Annotated in this window: 18 protein-coding genes; 16 read left to right on the forward strand and 2 right to left on the reverse strand. The window is 65.8% G+C overall.

All coding sequences use genetic code 11. The features are described 5' to 3' along the window. Positions 1 to 7: 7 nt before the first annotated feature. From FS825_RS01305 to FS825_RS01365, 13 genes are all read left to right on the forward strand, one after another. The gene (locus FS825_RS01305; RefSeq protein WP_144710124.1) at positions 8 to 1453 is read left to right on the forward strand and encodes a tyrosine-protein kinase domain-containing protein; all 1446 of its coding nucleotides are present in this window, start codon (positions 8 to 10) and stop codon (positions 1451 to 1453) included. A gap of 75 nt (positions 1454 to 1528) precedes the next feature. Further along, positions 1529 to 2434, forward strand: coding sequence for a beta propeller repeat protein (locus FS825_RS01310; protein WP_144710126.1), 906 nt, complete (start codon positions 1529 to 1531; stop codon positions 2432 to 2434). Beyond that, a complete protein-coding gene (locus tag FS825_RS01315; RefSeq protein ID WP_260980960.1) occupies positions 2428 to 3891 on the forward strand; it encodes a sugar transferase in 1464 nt (487 codons plus the stop codon). Before FS825_RS01310 ends, FS825_RS01315 begins: the two co-directional genes overlap by 7 nt. Positions 3892 to 3951: 60 nt before the next feature. Then, positions 3952 to 5301, forward strand: coding sequence for a lipopolysaccharide biosynthesis protein (locus tag FS825_RS01320; protein WP_144710130.1), 1350 nt, complete (start codon positions 3952 to 3954; stop codon positions 5299 to 5301). Beyond that, positions 5298 to 5909, forward strand: coding sequence for an acyltransferase (locus tag FS825_RS01325; protein WP_144710132.1), 612 nt, complete (start codon positions 5298 to 5300; stop codon positions 5907 to 5909). Before FS825_RS01320 ends, FS825_RS01325 begins: the two co-directional genes overlap by 4 nt. Positions 5910 to 5935: 26 nt before the next feature. After that, positions 5936 to 7003, forward strand: a complete 1068-nt coding sequence (locus tag FS825_RS01330; RefSeq protein ID WP_260981008.1) for an EpsG family protein — start codon at positions 5936 to 5938, stop codon at positions 7001 to 7003. After that, positions 7000 to 8016 carry a glycosyltransferase gene (locus FS825_RS01335; RefSeq protein WP_144710136.1) on the forward strand — a complete coding sequence of 339 codons (1017 nt, stop codon included), beginning with the start codon at positions 7000 to 7002 and terminating at the stop codon, positions 8014 to 8016. The genes FS825_RS01330 and FS825_RS01335 overlap by 4 nt, the downstream gene beginning before the upstream one ends. Positions 8017 to 8035: 19 nt before the next feature. Beyond that, positions 8036 to 8857, forward strand: a complete 822-nt coding sequence (locus FS825_RS01340; protein ID WP_144710138.1) for a glycosyltransferase family 2 protein — start codon at positions 8036 to 8038, stop codon at positions 8855 to 8857. 27 nt (positions 8858 to 8884) lie between these two features. After that, a complete protein-coding gene (locus FS825_RS19105) occupies positions 8885 to 9688 on the forward strand; it encodes a glycosyltransferase (RefSeq protein ID WP_395885510.1) in 804 nt (267 codons plus the stop codon). Continuing rightward, positions 9685 to 10713 carry a GDP-mannose 4,6-dehydratase gene (gene gmd, locus FS825_RS01350; RefSeq protein WP_222126869.1) on the forward strand — a complete coding sequence of 343 codons (1029 nt, stop codon included), beginning with the start codon at positions 9685 to 9687 and terminating at the stop codon, positions 10711 to 10713. The genes FS825_RS19105 and gmd overlap by 4 nt, the downstream gene beginning before the upstream one ends. After that, a complete protein-coding gene (locus FS825_RS01355) occupies positions 10713 to 11684 on the forward strand; it encodes a GDP-L-fucose synthase family protein (protein ID WP_144710142.1) in 972 nt (323 codons plus the stop codon). Before gmd ends, FS825_RS01355 begins: the two co-directional genes overlap by 1 nt. Positions 11685 to 11719: 35 nt before the next feature. Next, on the forward strand, positions 11720 to 13540 hold the full coding sequence (locus FS825_RS01360; protein WP_144710143.1) for a DUF4012 domain-containing protein: 1821 nt from the start codon (positions 11720 to 11722) through the stop codon (positions 13538 to 13540). Between the two features lie 400 nt (positions 13541 to 13940). Next, positions 13941 to 14489, forward strand: a complete 549-nt coding sequence (locus tag FS825_RS01365) for a cytochrome c-type biogenesis protein (RefSeq protein WP_144710145.1) — start codon at positions 13941 to 13943, stop codon at positions 14487 to 14489. A 73-nt stretch (positions 14490 to 14562) separates the two neighbouring features. On the opposite strand, the gene FS825_RS01370 is transcribed toward FS825_RS01365, so the two are convergent. Further along, entirely contained in the window at positions 14563 to 14748 is a 186-nt protein-coding gene (locus FS825_RS01370; protein ID WP_144710147.1) for a hypothetical protein, read from the reverse strand. Positions 14749 to 15070: 322 nt separating this feature from the next. Between FS825_RS01370 and FS825_RS01375 the strand changes: the two genes are divergently transcribed. After that, positions 15071 to 20485, forward strand: a complete 5415-nt coding sequence (locus FS825_RS01375; RefSeq protein WP_186377011.1) for an Ig-like domain-containing protein — start codon at positions 15071 to 15073, stop codon at positions 20483 to 20485. A 21-nt stretch (positions 20486 to 20506) separates the two neighbouring features. Here FS825_RS01375 and FS825_RS18525 read toward each other — a convergent pair whose 3' ends face one another. Next, positions 20507 to 20977, reverse strand: coding sequence for a VanZ family protein (locus FS825_RS18525; RefSeq protein WP_186377012.1), 471 nt, complete (start codon positions 20975 to 20977; stop codon positions 20507 to 20509). Positions 20978 to 21236: 259 nt separating this feature from the next. On the opposite strand from FS825_RS18525, the gene FS825_RS01385 reads away from it, so the two are divergent. Beyond that, the gene (locus FS825_RS01385) at positions 21237 to 21566 is read left to right on the forward strand and encodes a hypothetical protein (protein WP_144710153.1); all 330 of its coding nucleotides are present in this window, start codon (positions 21237 to 21239) and stop codon (positions 21564 to 21566) included. Positions 21567 to 21638: 72 nt separating this feature from the next. After that, entirely contained in the window at positions 21639 to 21968 is a 330-nt protein-coding gene (locus tag FS825_RS01390; RefSeq protein ID WP_260980961.1) for a hypothetical protein, read from the forward strand. Positions 21969 to 21991: the final 23 nt, after the last annotated feature.

Consider the following 21991-nt stretch of genomic DNA (forward strand, 5'->3'; position numbering starts at 1 on the left):
GGGCCGCGTGGAACTACGCGACTACATCACGGTGCTGCGTAAGGGATGGATCCTCATCCTCGTGCTGGCGCTGGTCGGCGTCGCGGCTGCGGCCGGCTTCTCGCTGTTGAAGAAGCCCGTGTACTCCGCGTCGGCGCAGGTGTTCGTGTCGACGGAGACCTCCGGGAGCGCCAGTGACCTGGCACAGGGCAACACCTTCACGCAGCAGCGCGTCCTCACCTACTCGAACCTGGTCTCGACGCCGATCGTGCTCCTGCCGGTCATCTCGTCGCTGAAGCTCGACCTGACTGCCGACCAGCTCGCGACGATGGTCACGGCGACGGCGCCGACGAGCACCACGCTCATCTCGATCACGGTGGACGACACCGACCCGGTGCAGGCCGCGAACATCGCCAACGCCACCTCGCAGAGTCTGACCAACGTCGTGCAGGACATCGAGGCGACCGACGCGAACGGCACGAGCACCGTCAAGCTCACCCGCGTCAAGCAGGCGCAGGTCCCGAGCACGCCCGTCAGCCCGAACGTGCCCGTCAACGTGGCGCTCGGTCTGCTCGTCGGTCTCGCGCTCGGTGTGGGCATCGCCGTGCTCCGGGAGACCCTCGACAACCGCGTCCGCACCGAGCTCGACGTCGAGAAGATCAGTGACAAGCCGGTCGTCGGCGGTATCGCGTACGACAACAAGGCGTCCGAGCGACCGCTCATCGTGCAGGTGGATCCGCGGAGCCCACGCGCCGAGTCCTTCCGCACCCTCCGCACGAACCTGCAGTTCCTCGACATCGGAACCGGTGCGCGCACCTTCGTCATGACGTCGTCCGTGCAGTCCGAGGGCAAGAGTACGACGGTCGCGAACCTCGCGATCGCGCTCGACAGTGCCGGGTTCCGCGTCATCCTCATCGACGCCGACCTCCGCCGCCCCCGGGTCGCCGAGTACATGGACGTCGACGGCACTGCAGGACTCACCGACGTCCTCATCGGCCGCGCGAGCCTGGAGGACGTCGCGCACCCGTGGGGTCGGGGCAACATGGTCGTCCTGCCGTCCGGGGCGATCCCGCCGAACCCGTCCGAACTCCTCGGCTCGCGCGCGATGCAGGACCTCATCACGACGCTCGAGCAGCAGTTCGACTACGTCCTGTTCGACGCCCCGCCGCTGCTGCCGGTGACGGACGCGGCGATCCTGGCGAAGAAGGCATCGGGAGCGATCCTCGCCGTTGCCTCGGGCAAGACCCACAAGGGTCAGCTCGCGGCTGCGGTCGCGTCACTCGAGAACGTCGGTGCGCCGATCGCTGGCTTCGTCATCACGATGATGCCTGTCAAGGGCCCCGGCGCCTACGGCTACGGCCGCTACGGCTACGGGTACGGCTACGGGATCGATGACGATGATTCGACCCCGCCAGTCCGCGCCCCCAAGCGCACCGGTAAGAAGCTCGGCGCCCTCCGCCGCGCGGAACGCTGAGAGGGGCTGGGGGACATGACCTCTCGCCGGGGAACCCGAAACCTCGGCCGCGGGCTTCCGCGGACCACACTGATCGTGGTCGCCGCAGTCGTGGTGCTGCTGGTCGTCGTCGACGTCGTGCTCGTCGCGCTCGCGCTCGGGCGCACGTCGCCGGAGCAGCACGGGCCCGCCGGTCCGATCCCGACGTTCACCAGCACACCCGACGCATCCGAGCCCGCCTCGCCGTCGCCGTCCGCCACCTCGGTCCCGTCGCCCAATGCGGACGGTGCGTCATCGGTCGCCCCGAGCCGTAACCTGCTGTCCGCACTGGACGGCACCGAGGCATGGCGCGCCTCCAGTGGGTCGTGTTCCGCTGACGGGCCGGTGCTGCAGCACACGACCGATGGCGGTGTGTCGTGGCAGCCGGTCACGCTGGCCGGCGACGTGCGCGCGATCAGCGCGCTCCGCGTCTCGACGGACGGCGTGTCCGTACTCGCTGAGATCGGTGACGACTGCGCCAGCACGGTGCGGACCAGCGCCGACGGCGGGGTCACCTGGGTCGACGGTAAGGCGGGTGCCGCAGGCGCCGGGATCACCCCCGAGGGGATCGTGCTCCGCACGGCTACCGAGGCCGCCCCGTGCTCCGACCCGGTCGACGCCTTCCAGGGGGAGCGCACGACGGTCGTCGTCTGCGACGGCCAGGTCGAGTGGCGGATGGGCACCCAGCCGTGGGTGGACCTGCCGCTCGGCGGTGTCCGGTCCATCGCCGTGGACGGCTCCGAGTACACCCTGGCCCGCATCGGCACGGCGAGCTGCGCCGGCGTCCAGATCGAGACCATGCCGGCGATCGCCGTCACGTCGTCGACCTCGACCACCCCGATCGGCTGCGACTCAGACGCCGACCCGGATCAACCGGTCTCCATCGACCGTGTCGGTGACGACGTCTGGCTGTGGAGCGGTGACGACGTGAAGGTGTCGGCGAACGGTGGCGCATCGTGGTGACGGTAACCGCGCGGACCGCTCATCAGGGCGGCAGCTGGGAGACCAGCTATGCCCGTCGACTCGTCGTTACCGATGCCCTTGCGCTGATCTGGGTCGCCTTCGGTGTGCAGATCGCGTGGTTCGGGTTCGACAGCCGTGTGGTCGACGGCAGCATCGCCGACCTTGCGGTCGGCTACACCGCAGTCTCGGTCTTCATCGTCGTCGCGTGGATGATCGTCCTCGCCCTTTACGACACCCGGGATGCCCGGTACATCGGTTCCGGTGCAGGGGAGTACCGGCGGATCGTCGACTCGGCGATCCGCCTGTTCGCCTTCGTCGCCATCGCCGCCTACGCGCTGAAGATCGACCTTGCCCGCGGCTACATCTTCATCGCCTTCCCGCTCGGTGTGCTCCTGTTGCTGCTCACCCGTTGGATGTGGCGACAGTGGCTCAGCGGCCAGCGGCGCATGGGACGTTGTTCCGCGAGAGTCCTCCTGGTCGGGTCGTTGAACTCGGTCGAGCACCTCGCGTGGGAACTCGGTCGCCACCCGGAGGAGGGATACCGAGTCGTCGGTGCCTGCGTGTCCGGCGTGCCGGTCGGCTCCGCCTTGCCCCGCTCTGGCGTCACCGTGTTCGGCTCTATCCCCGACGCGCTCGACTCGATCGAGGCGAGCGGCGCGGACACCGTCGCCGTCACCAGTTCCGATGAGCTCGGCGCACAAGCTGTCCGCGAGCTGAGCTGGGGACTCGAGGGCGGACGCCAGCACCTGGTTGTCGCCCCAAGCCTCACGGAGATCAACGGTCCGCGGATCCACACGCGGCCGGTCGCAGGGCTGCCGCTCATCCACGTGGAGATGCCTCGGTACGACGGATCGACCCTGTTCCTCAAGCGGGCCTTCGACATCGTCGGGTCGGCGCTGTTGATCACTGTGCTGTCGCCGCTCCTCGTCGCCATCGCGCTGGCGGTGCGTTTCACGAGCGCTGGACCGGTCCTGTACCGGCAAGAACGCATCGGCCTCAACGGCGACCCGTTCAACATGCTGAAGTTCCGTTCGATGCGGATCAACGCAGACGACGAACTCGCCGCGCTCCTCGCCGCACAGGGCCGGGGCGACACCCCGCTCTTCAAGCTGGAGAACGACCCACGCGTGACCTCCATCGGTCACCTGCTGCGACGACACTCCCTCGACGAATTCCCACAGCTCTTCAACGTCTTCTTCGGCTCCATGAGCCTGGTTGGCCCGCGCCCGCAGCGCGAAGGGGAAGTGGCCCTCTACGACGAAGCCGCCCGGCGTCGCCTCCTCTTGAAGCCCGGGATGAGTGGCCTTTGGCAGGTGGGCGGCCGGTCGTCACTCGGCTGGGAAGACGCCATCCGCCTGGACCTGTACTACGTCGAGAACTGGTCGTTGACCGGCGACGTCGTCATTCTGTGGAAGACCGTGAAGGCCGTGCTCGCACCCGGTGACGATGCGCACTGAGACAACAACTCCTGCCGGGGTAACCCACCGAACTAAGGAAAGCATCGCCAAGGAAACAGCGTGGAGCGAGGAGAAATGGGCAACCTGAGCGGCGCATCCGAGCCAGGAAGACGGCGGAAGAGTGACCTTCGGGGAGCCATTGGCGCCGCGACCGTCGCGCGCATAGCGGTTTTGCTGACATCTTTTGCTCTCGTAACAATCAGTACGCGGCTTGTCCTCAAGCAAGCCGGCACTGATGAGTTCGGCGTGATCATGTTGGTGTCGACGATCGCACTTCTGTTCCCATTCGCAGACCTGGGCTTGGGAGCATCGGTAATGAGCGAGATCGGGGCGAAAAGAGTTGATGCCTCCCGCCTTCTTGAGCTGCGTGATCTCCTAGGGCGCGTCAACAGAATTCTCACCATAGTGGGCACGGTGATAATACTCATTGGAATCGCGCTGTTCGTTCTCAACGCATGGCCCGCGGTGCTTAACGTCGACGGGGACGACTCCTTCTTAAATCTCGCGGCAACCGTGACTGTGATGATCTTCGGCGTCAACGTCCGCCTAGGAGTAGGCTATCGAGTATTAATTGGTTTGGCTAAGACTCATGTCGCTATACTCTGCCAATTAGCTACGCCCGTCGTGACTGTTGCTCTTGCGGGGGCCACCTTCGCTGGGCTGGTTCCGCCAGCATTCTTTGCCACTGCCTATTCCCTAGGGCTACTCCTTGCAAACTCAATAATGTGCACCCTCGCATCTCGAGCCCTCGGCGCGCCCGCCCTGAGCCTTCGGCTCTATTCCACTAATCGCGGCCCGGCAACCTCGCTCATGCGCACTTCAGTGCCAATGTTGGTCATCTCCGTGGCGACCCCGTTAGCGCTCCAGTCTGACCGAGTGGTGCTCGCCCACGTCTCAAGTCCATCGGCACTTACTGCCTACGCGCTCATATATCAGTTATATGGCCCCGCGTACAATCTGCTCACATCGGCCGCAACGCCTCTCTGGCCGCACTTTGCCCGGCTGCGGACAAGAGGCGGATCAGATCCCTGGCTCAAGTTGACCGGTGGATTCGCTTTGGCTGGACTGATCACGGGCGGATTACTCGTACTTATCTCGCCTGTGTATGAGCTTCTTGTTAGTACCTCCCACTCGGCGATACTGATGCAGACGGCGATTGCGGCCGGGCTGCTGATTTTCGCCCAGAGCACGCTGTTGACTAGTTCGATGAGCTTGACTACAGCAACAGGTCTGACGTTGCAGGCGGCGCTTGCGGTTGTCGCGTGCGTGTTGAGTATTGGTGGGTCTTTGGCGCTCGCGAGCGTACTAGGAGCTCCTGGGCCGCTGCTTGCTTCAGCCGCGGCCGTAGTTATCGCGCAATCGGTGCCGTTAGCCCTGCTTCGAAAGCGGTTGAGTGGAGTTGTCGCATGAAGCTATTGAAGTTACTCTATCGCAAGCTGAAGAATGGGCGCGTACGGATTCTGCTCAGAGCTGAAAATGGGCGCCGCCTAGAGATGTCGTCCTCAGTGAGTTTTGCAGGGAAACCGATTCTAACAACAGTTCCCGAATCACGTATCCGCCTCGGACCGAGGGCGCGGCTGGTCTCGACTTCTCGAAGTACGGACTTGGGAGTCAATCATCCGGTGGTACTGCGGACGCTCGTGTCTGGGGCGAGAATCCTGATCGGGCGAGATGTTGGTATAAGCGGTGGTTCAATCTGTGCCGCGAGTCTTGTCCAGATTGGAGACGGCGTCCTCATCGGTGCGAACGTGACCATCGCTGACACCGATTTTCACCCGGTTGATTCCTCGGCACGCCGCTACGCTCCTCTCCCTCCTCCGCGTGAGGGTGACGCGGTGGTTATCGGGGACAACGTCTTCATCGGGACTGCTGCAGTCATCCTCAAAGGCTCCCGAATCGGATCGAATTCGGTAGTAGGCGCAGGTGCGATAGTGAAAGGCCATTTTGCAAGCGGCTCGGTCATCGCGGGCAATCCTGCTCGGAGCATAAAGTCATTGGCGCTGGAAGACGAAAGTTAGGTTACCGAGTGCCAATTTACTATCTTGTGGGCGGACTTGCCGCTCTACTCTCGTTCATAAGCGACCGGGTCGGCGGAAGCTACCGGCGATCCAGAGATGATCGCACTCCCACCGGTCGCACTCTATGGACGCCGTTTGACGTACTTTGCGTAGCGTTGCTGAGCGCCTTCGCGGGACTTCGTTACTTCGTGGGAACTGACTTCTGGCTGTACGACGGCCTAGCTAAGAATATGCATGGGCTGACGTTGCCGCAGGTCCTGTCATCTTCCCCCCAAGAGTGGGGTTTTACCACTCTCACCTTTGCGATTCAGAAGCTACTCCCTTTTCCGAACGCCGTCTTCGTCGTTTGCTCGACGGCTACTGTGGTGTTTGTCTACGAAGTGCTGCGCCGAGAGCTCGCTCAAGTTGCTGAGGGCGTCACCGTCTATGTTCTTTTCGCTTTCTATGTCTCCCCGTTCAACATTGTCCGACAGGGGCTCGCTGTATCGATCGTCTTTTACGCAAGAAGCGTCTGGGGCGAGCGAAGGTGGCTCGCGATTCTGCTTTACCTGGTTGCGGTGAGTATCCACATTAGTGCAGTGGCCGCGATAGCCATGCAGCTTCTGGAAAGGTTCTTCGGCCGCAGCCGCCTTTTTGTTCCGGTGTTGATGATTCTAGCTCTTGTTGGCGCCGCCGCGCTGATTGCCGCACCACAAGCTAGGGTTGTTGTCGCGTATCTCAATCCCCGGTACGCTGACTACCTGGACACCGCCGGGGCCGGTTTCGGAACCATCGCTACCGCGGCGATCTTCGGCATTCTGGCCTTTGCGAGCGCGATCGTAGGCAAGCAAACATATGATGATCGTGCTCGGCAGTGGCAAAACTATCTTTTCATCGGGGTCGGATTCCTCATCGCGGGCGTCGCGGCTGCCCCGGTGGCGAGGATGGCCCAGTATTTCTTGATCTACCTTGTGCTGCTAGCTCCGCGCCGCTTGGACGCTGTCGCGCGGCCGGGCATGGCTCGAGTCATTTGCACCTGTACAGGCGTTGTCTTCTTGGCCTTTTGGCTTCGGAACTATGATGGCCTTTTGCCCTACAATTGGATTTTTTCATGAAATCGAAGAGAGTTCGCGTTGTGCATCTCGTCGAATCGTTGGGTGGGGGCGTCATGTCTGCGCTGGAGAGTTTCGTCGACCGAACGCCTCAAGTCGAGCATCATCTTGTTGGCCGTGTACGAAGCGGCAGCTTTTCGGGTTTCGATCGGAGCCCTTTCGAATCTGTAACGGTTATTGATGGTTCGCTAGTGCGGCTGATGCGAGCGCACATCAAGGTAGTGGATCTGGTAGAGCCGTCCGTAGTGCACTTGCATTCATCTTGGGCTGGATTGATTGGCAGATTGTCGCCAAGGAAAGGGGCAGGAATAGTATATTCCCCACACTGCTTCTTCCATGAACGAACGGACCTCCCCCGGATCGTTAGGACGGTGGCGCGCGGCGTTGAGAGGGGGCTTGGTCTGAGAACAGATCTTCTCGTCGGGGTTAGCCCCTGGGAGGCTAACGAAGGCGACCGACTCGGCATTCGGTCCAGCTGGGTTGAGAACCGTTTTCCAAAGAGGTTACAGTCTGCGGACTCAAGCGGATCAAACACGCGGGCACGTCTCGTGGTGACTGCTGGGCGAATATCTGCTCAGAAGGATCCAGGCTACTTCTTGGAGGTCAAGCGCGCCGTCGACCTCAAGGTTTCCGGCGTGCGGTGGCTCTGGGTCGGCGATGGAGACCCGGCGCTGCGCAATCGGCTGATTTCCGAGGGCGTCCACGTGTCGGGTTGGGTCGGCCGGTCCGACGCCTTGGACTTGGTGCGCCAGGCAGGGGTCTATGTACATACGGCAGCATGGGAGGCTGCGCCTTTGACTCTTGTTGAAGCGGAGGAGGCAGAGGTTCCCATCGTGGTTCGATCGCAGCGCTCTCTGCAATCTTTAGGATGGCAAGGGGTTGATACTGCAGTCGCCTTGGGCGAGCTTGTCGCCGGTGGACTTGAAGGTCACGGAGTTCCCAGTCGTGGCAACCCAGATTCCGTGCCCGCGTCCCTACCCGATATCTACTTCGAGGAATATCGTGCCAAACGCTAGTGCTACCGTGCGGGTTGCTGTGATCATGACGGTATTCAATCGAAGAGAATTGACGCTGAATTGTCTCAGGATGCTTCATGGCCAGGAGGGGCTGGAGAGGATCTTCGATCTTCATGTGTGGGTTTTGGACGACGGCTCGACAGATGGTACTGCTGAGGCAATCCGGAGAGAATTCCCGAGGGCGGTAACAGTCCTCCGTGGTTCCGGCGATCAGTACTGGAGCAGCGGCATGGCGACCGCCCAGCGAGCCGCGGTCGAGACAGATCCTGACTTCTTGCTTTGGTTAAACGACGATGTGGAATTGGTAAGCAATGCGATTCGTTCGCTACTAGCGACGTACTCGCTGTGCGAAGGCGTTGTAATCGGTGCTGTCAGTAGCAAGGCCTCAGGCGCGACGACTTATTCCGGTTTTCGACGGGTTGGAAGGCGGCCGGGCCAACTCTCGCAAGTCGATCCCCTCGAGGCGCCCCAGAGAGTTGACACAATCAACGGCAATATCGTCCTGATACCAAGGCGCGTTTACTACGCGCTCGGCACCGTCGAGCCCCGGTTCGCGCACGCGTACGGCGACTGGGACTACGGCTACAGGGCGAAGCGCAGTGGAATCGAGCTCTATCTGGCTCCTGGATACCTTGGCTTTTGCGAGCGAAACTCAGTTTCGGGGACTTGGCTTGACTCTGACGTCCCGCGTATAGACAGAGCACGGCGCTTGTTTGGGCGAAAAGGATTCCCAGTGCGGTCACACGCGCTTTTCTTGGCGCGGCACGGGGGCTGGCTATGGCCCGTCTATTTCGCCGCTACCTACGCGAAAGCCGCCTGGCGAATCGCTTTGGGGCGGTGACGGTTGTCTGACAATGAACTGGTAGTTTTGATTACCACGGTTGCGGGCGACGCTTTCGTTGGCGAGGCCGTTGCGAGCGTGCTAGCGACCCTCCCCGAGCACGCAACTCCTGTGGTTGTTTTCGACGGCGCTGCGAGCGAGTTGCCACCGGGGGATCGATACCAAGGCGTGGAAGTGGTTTGTACGGGCAGGCGAGGAGGTGTTGGTCGTGCTTTAAACATCGGGTTGCGCTCGACGAGGGGGCGTTTCGTTGCGCGACTTGACGGAGACGACATTTCGAAACCAGGGCGGTTCAATCGTCAGCTGGAAGTGCTGCAATCAGATCCCGGGATCATCGCTGTGGCGACCGGGGGTGATATTGTGGATGAGCGAGGAGAGTTCCGCTCGCTGTACCCCACGGGGCCGGGCGGGGACGTTCGTTCACTTCTTGTGCGTAGGAACCCTGTGATCCATTCATCCCTTATGGTTCGGAGGTCCGCCCTTGAAGAGGTTGGAGGATATGACGAAACATTGATGCGGATGCAGGACTATGATTTGTTACTCCGGCTAGCGCTTCTCGGGTCGATCGTCGCGCTTCCAGAATCGCTAGTCAAATATCGTGTTCACGGTAGCCAGAATAGCAGGATCCCCGCCAGTGCACTTCGTACGCTGCTAAAGCTAGTAAAGCGTCGTCAGTCCTTGGCTCGTTACTTACGTGACCGCCCGCTTCTTATGCAGTGCGTTTTGGACCTGGCATGGATATCTGCCCAGTTGCTGAGATATGCGGGTCTCAGACGCGGGGGCTATCGAAAAGCGGCGGGACGCCGTGTAATCAAGAGGAGAAACGGTTGATCAAGCGCGCGCTTATTACGGGCATCACGGGACAGGACGGCTCGTACCTGGCCGAGTTGCTTCTTCGCAAAGGGTACGAGGTGCACGGGGTGATCCGTCGAGCCTCGACGTTCAACACCTCCCGGATCGACCATCTCTATGTGGATCCGCACAACCCCGACGCCAAGCTGTTCTTGCACTACGGCGACCTGGGCGACGGCGCGCGGCTCGTGAGCCTGCTCGGTGAGCTGAAGCCGGACGAGGTCTACAACCTGGCAGCGCAGTCGCACGTCCGGGTTTCGTTCGACGAGCCGGAGCACACCGGTGACGTCACCGGTGTCGGCTCGATGCGCATGCTCGAGGCGGTCCGGATGTCGGGCATCCACACGCGGTTCTACCAGGCATCGTCCTCAGAGATGTTCGGAGCGACACCGCCGCCGCAGAACGAGGAGACGCCGTTCTGGCCCCGTTCCCCGTACGGCGCAGCGAAGGTCTACAGCTACTGGGTGACCCGGAACTATCGCGAGGCCTACGGCATGTTCGCGGTCAACGGCATCCTCTTCAACCACGAGTCGCCGCGTCGCGGTGAGACCTTCGTGACGCGCAAGATCACGCGTGCGGTGGCGCGGATCAAGGCCGGCATGGAGGACCACGTCTACCTCGGCAACCTCGACTCGGTCCGTGACTGGGGCTACGCCGCTGAGTACGTCGAGGGAATGTGGCGGATGTTGCAGGCCGACGAACCGGACGACTTCGTCCTGGCCACCGGTGGCAACTTCACGGTGAAGGAGTTCCTGGAGACCGCGTTCTCCCACGCCGGACTGAACTGGGAAGAGCACGTGCGCTTCGACGAGCGGTACCTGCGTCCGAGCGAGGTCGACGCACTCGTCGGCGACGCGTCGAAGGCCAAGGCCAAGCTTGGTTGGGAAGCCACGGTCGACACCGCCGAACTCGCGCGGATCATGGTCGACGCTGACATCGAGGCGCTCCAGCACGAGGGACGCCCGTGGATCGACACCGTCCGACTCGAAAGCTGGGCTTCCTGATGACCTCGACCAACTTCACTCCCGGACGGATCGACCGAGACGACCGCATCTACGTTGCCGGCCACGGTGGCCTCGTCGGCTCGGCAGTATGGCGGAAGCTCGATGCCGAGGGGTTCACCGACCTCGTGGGACGCCGCTCCGCCGAGCTCGACCTGAAGGACCGTGACGCAGTCTTCGCGTTCTTCGCCGAGGAGAAGCCGAAGCACGTCGTGCTGGCCGCGGCCAAGGTCGGCGGGATCATGGCGAACAACACCTACCCGCACGACTTCCTCAGTGAGAACCTGCAGATCCAGGTGAACGTGATGGACGCCGCAGTGGAGCACGGTGTCGAGCGACTCGTCTTCCTCGGCTCGTCCTGCATCTACCCGAAGCTGGCGGAGCAGCCCATCCACGAGGACGCGCTGCTCACCGGGCATCTCGAACCGACGAACGACGCGTACGCGATCGCCAAGATCGCGGGCATCTTGCAGGTCCAAGCAGTCCGCCGACAGCACGGGCTCCCGTGGATCTCCGCGATGCCGACGAACCTGTACGGGCCGGGCGACAACTTCTCGCCGCAGGGCTCCCACGTGTTGCCGGCGCTCATCCGCCGGTACGACGAGGCCGCTCGGTCCGGAGCCCAGCAGGTCGAGAACTGGGGAACCGGAACCCCCCGGCGCGAGTTCCTGCACGTGGACGACATGGCAGCGGCCGTGTTCCACCTGCTCGAGAACTACGACGGTCCCGACCAGGTCAACGTCGGGACGGGTTCGGACGTGACGATCCGTGAGATCGCTGAGACGATCGCCCAGATCGTCGGGTTCGACGGTGTGACAGTCTGGGACACGACGAAGCCCGACGGCACGCCGCAGAAGCTGCTCGACGTCTCGAAGCTGTCCGACGCCGGGTGGACGGCGCAGATCGGGCTCGAGGACGGACTGCGCAGCACTGTCGAGTGGTATCGGGAACACGCAGGATCCGTGCGACAGTGAGTCGGGTCGGACATGAGCGACCGTAGGATTGCGACATGTCCGACCAGCCCGAGTCGCGACGCACTGCAGTACGCCGGGGGCCCAGGGCCCGAATCGTCTTGTGGGTCGTCCTCGCCCTCGTCCTCCTTGTGATCCTCGCTGTCGCATGGGTCGGTGTCCGTGCGGTGCTCGCCAAGGGGCACCTCGAACGAGCCGTGGGCGACGTCGACACCCTTCGGTCGCAGTTGACCGATGCGAACACCAAGGGCGCGCAGACGACGGCGAAGCGACTCGAGGACGAGGCCGGTGCTGCACGATCCCTGACGGGTGACCCGGTCTGGGGTGCGGCACAGCACGTGCCGTTCTTCGGCACGAACCTGCGCGCCGTGCGGCAGGTATCCGTCGTCGTCGATGACGTTGCCCAGGACGCAGTCAGCCCCGTCGCCGGAGTCATCGGCGACCTCGGCGTCGACTCCTTCGCGCCGAAGAACGGCAAGGTCGACCTGCAGCCGATCGTGGACGCGCAGCCGGCCGTCGCGAAGGCGACGACCACGCTGGCGAAGGCGAAGGCCACCGCGAACGCCATCGACACGAGCGGGACGCTCTCGCCGGTCACGAAGGCCGTCGGGCAGCTGCGCAACGCGCTGCTGACGGCGTCCGACCAGGCGGCCGCTGCCAACCGGGTTGTGCAGCTCGCGCCCGCCATGCTGGGGCACGACGGCGACCGGAACTACCTGCTGTTGTTCCAGAACAATGCCGAGCTGCGCGCTGGCGGGGGGATCCCGGGATCAGTGGCGCGCCTCCAGGCCGTCGACGGCAGCATCCACCTGCTGGACCAGCGCGCCGGGCAGTCGTTCGGGCCCTACGACGAGCCGGTGCTGCCCCTGCAAGCCGACACGAGCAGCCTGTACGGCAAGATCACCGGCGAGTACATGCAGGACGTCACGCTGACCCCGCGGTTCGACCTGTCGGCGAAGCTGGCACGCGAGATGTGGAAGCGCGACGCCGGCGAGCAGGTGGACGGCGTTCTGGCGATAGATCCCGTAACCCTGAGCTACATCCTCAGGGCGACCGGTCCGGTGCAGCTGCCGACAGGCGACACCTTGACGTCCGACAACGCCGTGAAGCTGCTGCTCAGTGACGTCTACGCGAAGTACCCGGACCCGGCGATGCAGGACGCGTTCTTCGCGTCCGCAGCCAACGCCGTGTTCGAGAAGGTCTCCAGCGGTGACTTCGACACGAAGCAGTTCATCGCAGCGCTCACGCAGGGTGCCGGTGAAGGCCGGCTGCGGATGTGGAGCGCGACTGCGTCCGAGCAGAAGCGCCTGAGCGGGACCGCTGTGGCGGGAGAGCTCCCGACGGAGACCGCGACCACCCGCCAGTACGGCGTGTACCTGAACGACGGCACCGGCTCGAAGATGGACTACTACCTGGACAAGACGGTGGCGGTCGGCAGCTCGGTGTGCCGGAAGGACGGCCGGCCGACCTCGGTGGTCGAGGTGACGATCAAGAACACCGCACCGGCCGACGCGGCCACGAGCCTGCCGGAGTACGTGACCGGCGGGGGTGCATTCGGCGTCGAACCGGGCAAGGTGAAGACCCTGATCGCCGTGTACGCGCCGAAGAACGCGATCTACCTCGGTTCCTCGGAGGACGGCAAGTCCGTCGCGCTGCAGACCACGTCGGACGGCGGGCACCCGGTCGCGCAGCTGCAGACGCTGCTCGCGCCAGGGCAGAGCACGACGCTGCGAGTCGCGTTCCTCGGTGACGCCAAGAACGCCAACGCCGGAGTCGAGGCGGAGTCGACGCCGGGTGTCCGGCAGTCGAAGGCAGAGCCGGTGTCGTTCGAGTGCACCGATCCGCTCACCGCGGGCTGACGGCTGCCGGACGTCGGCGCTCTGTTGCGCTTCGTGTCCTCAGGACGTGACCCCCAAAACAGGGGACGGAGTGGTCCACCTTGGTGATCGGACAGGGACCGCCCTGCTCTCGCACCGGGCTCATTGGTACGGCGACCAGCGCCCTGACCGGGAGTTTCGCAACCCGCAACGTGCGTGTCGGCCGAGGCTGAGTGCACTTCGGTGTCCACGTGGCGCGGTGGACACGTGAAGTTAACGTCATTGTTGCGTTGGGCGTGACAACAAGCTGTGAAAACCCGCTAGGTTGAGAGAACTTCGCCATCGCACCCACTATGTCCATGTGGCCGGGGACGGTCGACGAGGCGGAGGGCGGACTCTGGGTGCCAGGGTCCTACGGATCAGATCACTAGGGGAACACTCAATGAAGAAGCTCATCGCTGCGGTCGTGCTGGCTGGGGCCGCACTGCTCGCAACGCCGGCCGCCGCGAACGCCGCCGGTTACACGCCCGACTCCAACGTCTCCGTCTCCGGCACGTACGCCGCCGGTGGCACCGCTGCCGTGAACTTCAGCGATGGCGCGTTCCAGGACAACGAGACCGTCAACGTGCAGGTCACCGGTGCCGGTGCCGTCACGCTCGGTGCGCTGCCGACCACGACCGTCTCGAAGAGCTACACGGCTTCGTCGACCGGTTCGCTGGCCGTCCGCGTCACCTTCCCGGCCGGCGCGTCCGGTACCTACAGCCTCACCGCGACGGGTGCCACCTCCGGCGTCGTCGGCCTCGCGTCCTTCACGGTCGCGCCGGCTGACACCGCGGTCTCCACCGGTGCCAACGGCACCGACGGCACCCTCGCCTTCACGGGGTCGACCGTCTCCGCCCTGGCCCTCTGGGTCGCCGGCGGCGCGATCGTCCTCGGTGGCGGCCTGCTGGTCGTCCGCGGCTCGGTCCGTCGTCAGCGCGAGACCGTCTGACACTGAACCACCACGAAGAAGCCCCCGGAGCCGATCGGCTCCGGGGGCTTCTTCGTGTCCTGCTCGAGGGGACTCACGTCGCCTGCAGCATCGCGAACACGACACCGATGGTGAGGAGCGGGCCGAGCGCCCAGATCCACCAGGGGAAGACCTGGGCTCGGCGGACCGGACGCGGCACGCCCCGGGTCTCGTAGTGGTCCAGGTGTAGGTGGTACCCGCGTGCGGGGTACCGCTCGAGTGTCGTGCGGCTTCGGGTCATGCTCGGAACGTACGTTCCGCGGGCGGTGAGTTGAAAGATCCTCGTTGGTCTGGTGCGGGGTCCCGCAACCACTCGTGCGTGATCAGTGCTCCGGTTGCGGGCTCACGCAGCTGGTCGGGGCACGCTCCGATGACGTGACACCACTTCGGGGAGGGTCCCCCCTACTGGGGACCATGATTGTCCCCTCAGGTGCTCAGCGAGCTGTCAGTATCGGGTTCGGCGGGCGACGCCCGGCTCCATCCCTGAACGGGGTCCGGTGCGCGTCGCCCCCACGCACGTCCCGACCCGAAAGAGACCGATGCCGCATCCGCAGGACACCCGTGTGCCCAGAACCCGTCACGGGCTCCGCTTCGTCGCCATGCTGGGCGCCGCACTCCTCGCGGGTGCGGGCATCACCGCGACCACCGCTGTGGTCAGTGCCGCTCCCGCGTCGGCGGTCACAGCGACGTCGAACGGTGCGTTCATGTGCGACCAGAACACGGTCTACGCCACGAACTCTGCCGGCAAGGTCATCGCGATCGACGTGACGAACACGTCGACCGCCGGCACCACCGCGGACGTCACGACGCTGGGGACGGACGCGAACAACGGTCTGGGCATCTCGCGCGAGGGCCTGAAGATGTACGCGGCGTCGAACGGTGCGAACGCGACGCTCAAGGAGTACACGGCGGCGAACGGCACGGTAGCGGAGTCGTCGACCACGGTCGCGACGGACACGACGCGCAGTGTCATCCGAGGCGCGGTCGACCCGACCACGGGCATCTACTACTACGGGGACAACGCCGGCTGGCTCGGCGCCTACAACCCGACCACCAAGAAGTACCTCGGCCAGGTCGGTCAGATCACCGGGCTCCAGACGGGCAACGGCGACTTCGCGTTCAGCTCGCGCGGACTCCTCTTCGTGGTCGCGAGCGACAAGGTCTACCGTGTCAGCACGGCCAAGCTCCCGACGGCCAGCGGCACCACGGCGATCGCGGCGACGGCGATCGCGACGCTGCCGTCCGGCACGAACTCGCCCGGCATCGCGTTCTCGTCCGACGGCTACCTCTACGTGTCGAACTCCCCGACCACGACGTCGACGGTCCTGTACCAGCTCGACCCGACGACGGGGAAGTCGGTCCGTCAGTTCTCCGTGGCCGGCAGCTTCGCCGCGAGCGACCTCGCGACCTGCAACTACGCCGACACCGTGACCGGTGCCTCGAGCGTCGACGACCGCTGGAACACGGGCGACCAGTTCGGCCTCGCGATCACCGGCGGTGGGATCTCCTCGACCAACAGCGGCACGACGGCCACGACCTCCGGCTCGAAGACCGGGGTTCAGGACCAGCAGGCCGGCGCGGTGCTCACCACGCCGTCCAAGCAGTACACGGTGACGCAGACCGCGTCCGGCACCACTGTCCTGGCGAACTACACGACGACGTGGAAGGCGGTGAGCCTCAACGACAGCAACCGCGTGATCGCCCAGGGCACCGGCTCCACAGCCACGTTCACCTTCCCAGCGGCGACCTCGTCGGACGGCACCGACGTGCTCGTGACCTTCGCCAACGCGGCGCTGCGCACCCACGCGGCCACCGTCGCCGACAGCTACTCCACTCCGGTCGACACCGGCCTGACGATCTCCGCGGACGGCGTGCTCGCGAACGACGCCGGCGACGGCCTGACGGTCACCGGCCACACGGCCCCGACGCACGGCACGCTCACGATGACGGCGAAGGACGGCAGCTTCTCGTACGTCCCCGCAGCCGGCTACTCGGGCACCGACCAGTTCACCTACACGGCGACGGACGGCGGCGGATCGACCTCGACGAGCACTGTGACGATCACCGTCGCGCCGAAGGCGACCGACGACGCGTTCAGCGTGCGCGCCGGAGCCACCGCGACGTCGACCACGACGAAGACCGGCGTGCTCGGCAACGACCGCGGTACAGGCCTGACCGTGACGGACCACACCGACGCTGCCCACGGCGACCTGACGCTGAACGAGGACGGCACGTACTCCTACACGCCGGAGGCGGGCTTCTCCGGAACCGACTCCTTCACCTACACGGCGGAGGACGACGAACGATCGACCGTCACGGGCACCGTGACCATCACGGTCCTGCCGAGCGCGACGACCGAGACCGTCACCGCGACCACCGGGACCACGACGACGGGACCGGCACCGGGCCTCCTGGGCAACGACCTCGGCACCGGCCTGGTCGTGACCGGCAGCACCGAGCCGGCCCACGGTGACCTGACCGTCAACCCGGACGGGTCGTACTCGTACACCCCCGCCACCGGCTTCTCCGGCTCCGACTCGTTCGACTACACGGTCACCGACCAGGACGGCAAGGGCACGTCGGACACCGTCACGGTGAGCATCGTCGTCACGCCGAAGGCAGTCGGCGACAGCGTCACGGTCGCGGCCGGCAGCACCGCCACCACGACGACCCGTGCGACGGGCGTGCTCGGCAACGACCTCGGTACCGGGCTCAGCATCGCGAGCCACACGACGCCGACCGACGGCACGCTGACGCTCGACGACGCCTCGGGCACGTACTCGTACACGCCGGACGCCGGGTTCTCGGGCACCGACTCCTTCACGTACACGGCGACGGACACGTCGAGCACCCCGACCACCGCGACGGTCACCATCACGGTGACCCCCGCGGCCACCGCCGACTCGGCGACCACGGCGGCGCAGACACCGGTGACCATCGACGTGCAGCACAATGACCACGGCACTGACCTCGCGACCACGGTCGTCGCCGGGCCGGCGAACGGCACCGCGACGGTCCAGGGCGACGGCCGGGTGCAGTACACGCCAGCGGACGGCTTCTCGGGCACGGAAGCCTTCACCTACACCGTGACCGACGGGCCGGGTCGCACCACGCAGCCCGTGACCGTGACCGTGACGGTGACCCCCACTGCGGATCCGGACACGGCCACCACCAAGGCGGGCATCACGCTGACCATCCCCGCCGCCGACCTGCTGCGGAACGACGCCGGCTCCGACCTGCACGTCACCGACGTGACGAACACGCGGAACGGCGACGCCTCGGTCGACCCGGTCACGGGCGAGCTGACTTACACGCCGAAGGACGACTTCTCCGGCACGGACACCGTCACCTACCAGGTGACCGACGCTTCGCAGCAGAAGACCACCGCGGTCGTGACGATCGTCGTCGGCCCGACCGCAACCGCGGACACCGCGACGGTGACCGCCGGTCAGACCCTGACCGTGGCGAAGGCGGACGGCGTGCTCGCGAACGACGAGGGCACCGGCAAGACGGCCGTGGTGGACCGGGGCCCGGCGAACGGCGACCTCGACCTCGCCGACGACGGCTCGTACACGTACACGCCGAAGGACGGCTTCTCCGGCACGGACACCTTCACGTACACGCTGACCGACGGCTCGGGGAGGACCTCCACGGGCACGGTCACCATCACGGTGGACCCGAGCACCGAGAAGGACACCGTCGCCACGAAGGCGGGCCAGGCGGTCACCGTCACCTCCGGTGAGCTGACGGCGAACGACCACGGCGACGGGCTGGAGGTCACCGGTGCTGACGGTGCCGGGCACGGCGATCTGGCGGTCGCGGACGACGGCACCGTCACCTACACACCGGAGCCCGGGTTCTCCGGCACGGACACCTTCACCTACACGGTGGTCGACGCCGACGGCAACACCGGCACCGGCACCGTGACCGTGACGGTCCAACCGGTGGTCGCCGGCAGCGCCGGCTCCGCCACCGCCGACGAGCCGATCACGGTCTCGGACGATGACGGCGTGCTGAAGGACTCCGCCGGCACCGGTCTCAAGGTCACCGACAACACGAAGCCGGACCACGGCGACGCCACGGTCGACGACGATGGCGGGTACACCTACACGCCGGAGCCCGGGTACTCGGGCCCCGACTCGTTCGACTACACCGTCGAGGACGGCGAGGGCAACATGACGACCGGTACCGTGACCATCACGGTGCTGCCGAAGGGCGTCCCGGACGCGGCCGACACCAAGGCATCGACCCCGGTCGACGTCGTCGTCACGAAGAACGACTCCGGCACCGACCTGCGGGTAGTGACCGTCACGGCCGGCACGGACGGCACGACGGCGATCTCCGGGACGGGCACCGTCACCTACAGCCCGGGGCGCGGCTTCTCCGGCACCGACACCTTCACCTACACGGCGAAGGACCCGACCGGTGGGAGCACGCAGCCCACCACCGTCACCGTCACCGTCGCTCCGACCTCGACGCCGGACCAGCTGCAGACCCCTGCCGGTACGGCACTGCCGATCGCGGGCAGCACGCTCACGGGCAACGACCACGGTTCCGGCCTGACCGTCACCGGTCACGGCGACGCCGAGCACGGTGACGTCACCCCCGGTGCCGAGGGTGGACTCGTGTACACGCCGAAGCCGGGCTTCTCCGGCACGGACAGCTTCACGTACACCGCCACGGACTTCAGCGGCCAGACCACCACGTCGACCGTCACGGTCCTCGTCGGTGCGGTCGCCGGGCCGGACTCGGGCACCACGGTCACCAACGGCACCCTCACGGTGACGGCGGCACAGGGCGTCCTTGGCAACGACCAGGGCTCCGACCTGACGGCCGCTCTCGACACGAAGCCCGCACACGGCACCGTGGAGCTGCGCAAGAAGGGTGGGTACACGTACACGCCGGAGGCTGACTGGTCCGGCACCGACACCTTCAGCTACACGGGGGAGGACTCCGACGGCAACACGGCCACCGGCGTCGTGACCATCACGGTCACGCCGACCGCGGCAGACGACGAGACGAGCACGAAGGCCGGGAAGCCGGTCACGATCTCCGGCCCCGGCGTCCTCGGCAACGACCACGGCACGGAGCTGACGGTCGTCGGCCATCGTGACGCGCAGCACGGCACGGTCTCGATCGCTGCCGACGGCACGTTCGTTTACACCCCCGCCGACGGCTTCTCCGGTGTCGAACACGTCGGCTACACGGCGCAGGACCAGTCCGGTCAGCGCACCGACGCGGGGGTCACGATCACCGTCGGCATCGCCGCGGTCGACGGCACGGCGACGACCATCGCCGGGTCCCCGGTCGCACGCGACGCCACGGACGGCGTGCTCGCCGCCTCCGACGGGACCGCGCTCTGGACGGTCGTCGACCGGAAGCCGGCTCAGGGCACGGTGACGCTGCAGAAGGACGGAGCGTACGTGTACTCGCCGGCCACCGGGTTCACCGGCGTCGATGACTTCACCGCGACAGTCACCGACGAGGCCGGACAGACGACGACGGCGACCCAGACCATCACGGTCCTCGCGCACGCCGTCGCCCGGGACGACAAGAGCACCGGCACCGCTGGTGACCCGGTGACGGTCGATCCGCTGGGCAACGACTCGGCCACCGGCGGCGCCACCTTCGACCGCGGCACGCTGCACGTGGTCGACCCGGCCGGCGCGCTCGTCGACAGCATCACCGTCGACGGCAGAGGGGCCTGGACGGTCGCAGGAGGCAAGGTCGTGTTCACCCCGGTGCACGGCTTCACCGGCACGGTCCAGGTGGGGTACAGCGTCGTCGACAGTGCCGGTCAGCAGGTCCTCGCGACGATCACGGTGGTGTACCCGACCGGGCTCGCCGCAGTGGTGCACCGCGCTGAGCTCGCCTTCACCGGGACCACCGGCATCGTCGGGCTGTCGCTCGCTGCGCTCGCGCTCCTGCTGTCCGGTGTGCTGCTGATCGTCCGCCGCCGGGTCCGCCGGACGAGCTGACGGGCGGTGGACGGCGGCCTCTCAGGGCCGCCGTCGCCGCTCGGTCGCCCGGAGCACGAGGACCCCGACCAACGCCCCGAGTGTCGCGCCGACCCCGTTCGCCAACACATCCGCCACCGACGCCGTCCGCTCCGGCAGGAACAGCGCCTGCCCGGTCTCGATGCACGCACTGACGACGACGCCGGCGCCAGCACCAGCCCACCACCACCGAGCACCGGCGAACAACACGACGAGCAACCCGAGCGGCACGAAGAACACCACGTTCGCCAGGGACTCGATCGTCGCGTAGTCGAACGTGGCCGGGGCACCGATCCGTTGAGCAGCCGCGATGACCCGGTCGAGCCAGGGCGCCGCACTCGCGTCCACGGGGGAGCCCCAGAACCCGATCAGCACGACCGCGATCCCGTACGCCGCAGCGAGCCCGGTCGCCACACGGCGCGAGTGCCAGGTTGCAGGGCCCGGATGGGCATCGGCGGGATCGAGGTCGGCCACGCAAGCGACCGTAGCGGGCGGCCCTGGCCCCGCACCACGCAGCACCGGCGACGCCGAAACCAGTTCATCCACGGAACGAGTACCCCGATCTGTCCCCTGTACCCCGGAAGTGCGACGTCTCGGCCCGGAAACCCGGGGGTCCTGAAGGGAGTGCATTGACGAAACCCGTGAATCGACGGGCATCGGTGGCGGCCACGTCCCCTGATCTCGTAGCGTTCTGGTGTCAGCAGATGTACCCCGGATCGCGAAGGAGCACGACATGAGCACCACCGTCTCGAACGACACGAACGCTGAGGTCACGCTCGACACCGAGACCGTCGACACGATCGCGATCCTCGAAGCCCTCGCCGACACGAACACCCGTCCGGCACGCGCGAAGCTCACCTGGACGCAGGAAGAGGACGGCGAGTGGATCGCCAACTACGGCGGCTACTTCGGCGGCTCCATCGACAAGCGCGCGGGTCGCTACGTCGCCTCGGACACCTTCGGGCTCGTCGTCGGCGACTTCGACTCGCTCGAGCTGGCGCAGGCGCAGCTCGCGGACCAGCTCCACGTGATGCTGCCCTCCGTGATCCGTCCGGTCGCGTAGCTGATCCAGCACTACCAGCACCAAGCACCACCAGCACGAAGCACCACAGCACCGACCGCAAGGAGCACGACCATGAGCACGACCGTTGCCCACCGCCCCCAGGCTGAGGTGACCCTCGATACCGCCACCATCGAGGTGATCGCGGAGATCGAGGCAGAGGTCATCGCTCCTGTTCGCCCCGAGCGCGTCCGTATCGTATGGTCCGAGGCCGACACCGGCCTCTGGGCCGCCAACTACGGCGGCTACTACGGCGGCACGGTCGACCGCCAGGGGGACCACTACTTCGTCGCCGACACCTTCGGTGCCTACGTCGGCGACTTCCGCTCCCTGGAAGAGGCGCAGGCGCGCCTCGCCGAGCGGCTGCACGTGCTCCTGCCGGACGTGATCCGACAGGTCTCCTGACACCGGCTCTTGACGGGAGGCGC

Origin of the sequence: Curtobacterium pusillum (assembly GCF_007680845.1) — a bacterium.
Lineage (GTDB): Bacteria > Actinomycetota > Actinomycetes > Actinomycetales > Microbacteriaceae > Curtobacterium > Curtobacterium pusillum_B.

Bases quoted from the DNA above. Each gene is read 5' to 3' on its own strand.
- FS825_RS01355 (WP_144710142.1), top strand. From the start codon at position 10,713: ATGACCTCGACCAACTTCACTCCCGGACGGATCGACCGAGACGACCGC.
- FS825_RS01390 (WP_260980961.1), top strand. From the start codon at position 21,639: ATGAGCACGACCGTTGCCCACCGCCCCCAGGCTGAGGTGACCCTCGAT.
- FS825_RS01325 (WP_144710132.1), top strand. From the start codon at position 5,298: ATGAAGCTATTGAAGTTACTCTATCGCAAGCTGAAGAATGGGCGCGTA.
- FS825_RS01370 (WP_144710147.1), bottom strand. From the start codon at position 14,748: ATGACCCGAAGCCGCACGACACTCGAGCGGTACCCCGCACGCGGGTAC.
- FS825_RS01385 (WP_144710153.1), top strand. From the start codon at position 21,237: ATGAGCACCACCGTCTCGAACGACACGAACGCTGAGGTCACGCTCGAC.
- FS825_RS01360 (WP_144710143.1), top strand. From the start codon at position 11,720: ATGTCCGACCAGCCCGAGTCGCGACGCACTGCAGTACGCCGGGGGCCC.
- FS825_RS01365 (WP_144710145.1), top strand. From the start codon at position 13,941: ATGAAGAAGCTCATCGCTGCGGTCGTGCTGGCTGGGGCCGCACTGCTC.
- FS825_RS01335 (WP_144710136.1), top strand. From the start codon at position 7,000: ATGAAATCGAAGAGAGTTCGCGTTGTGCATCTCGTCGAATCGTTGGGT.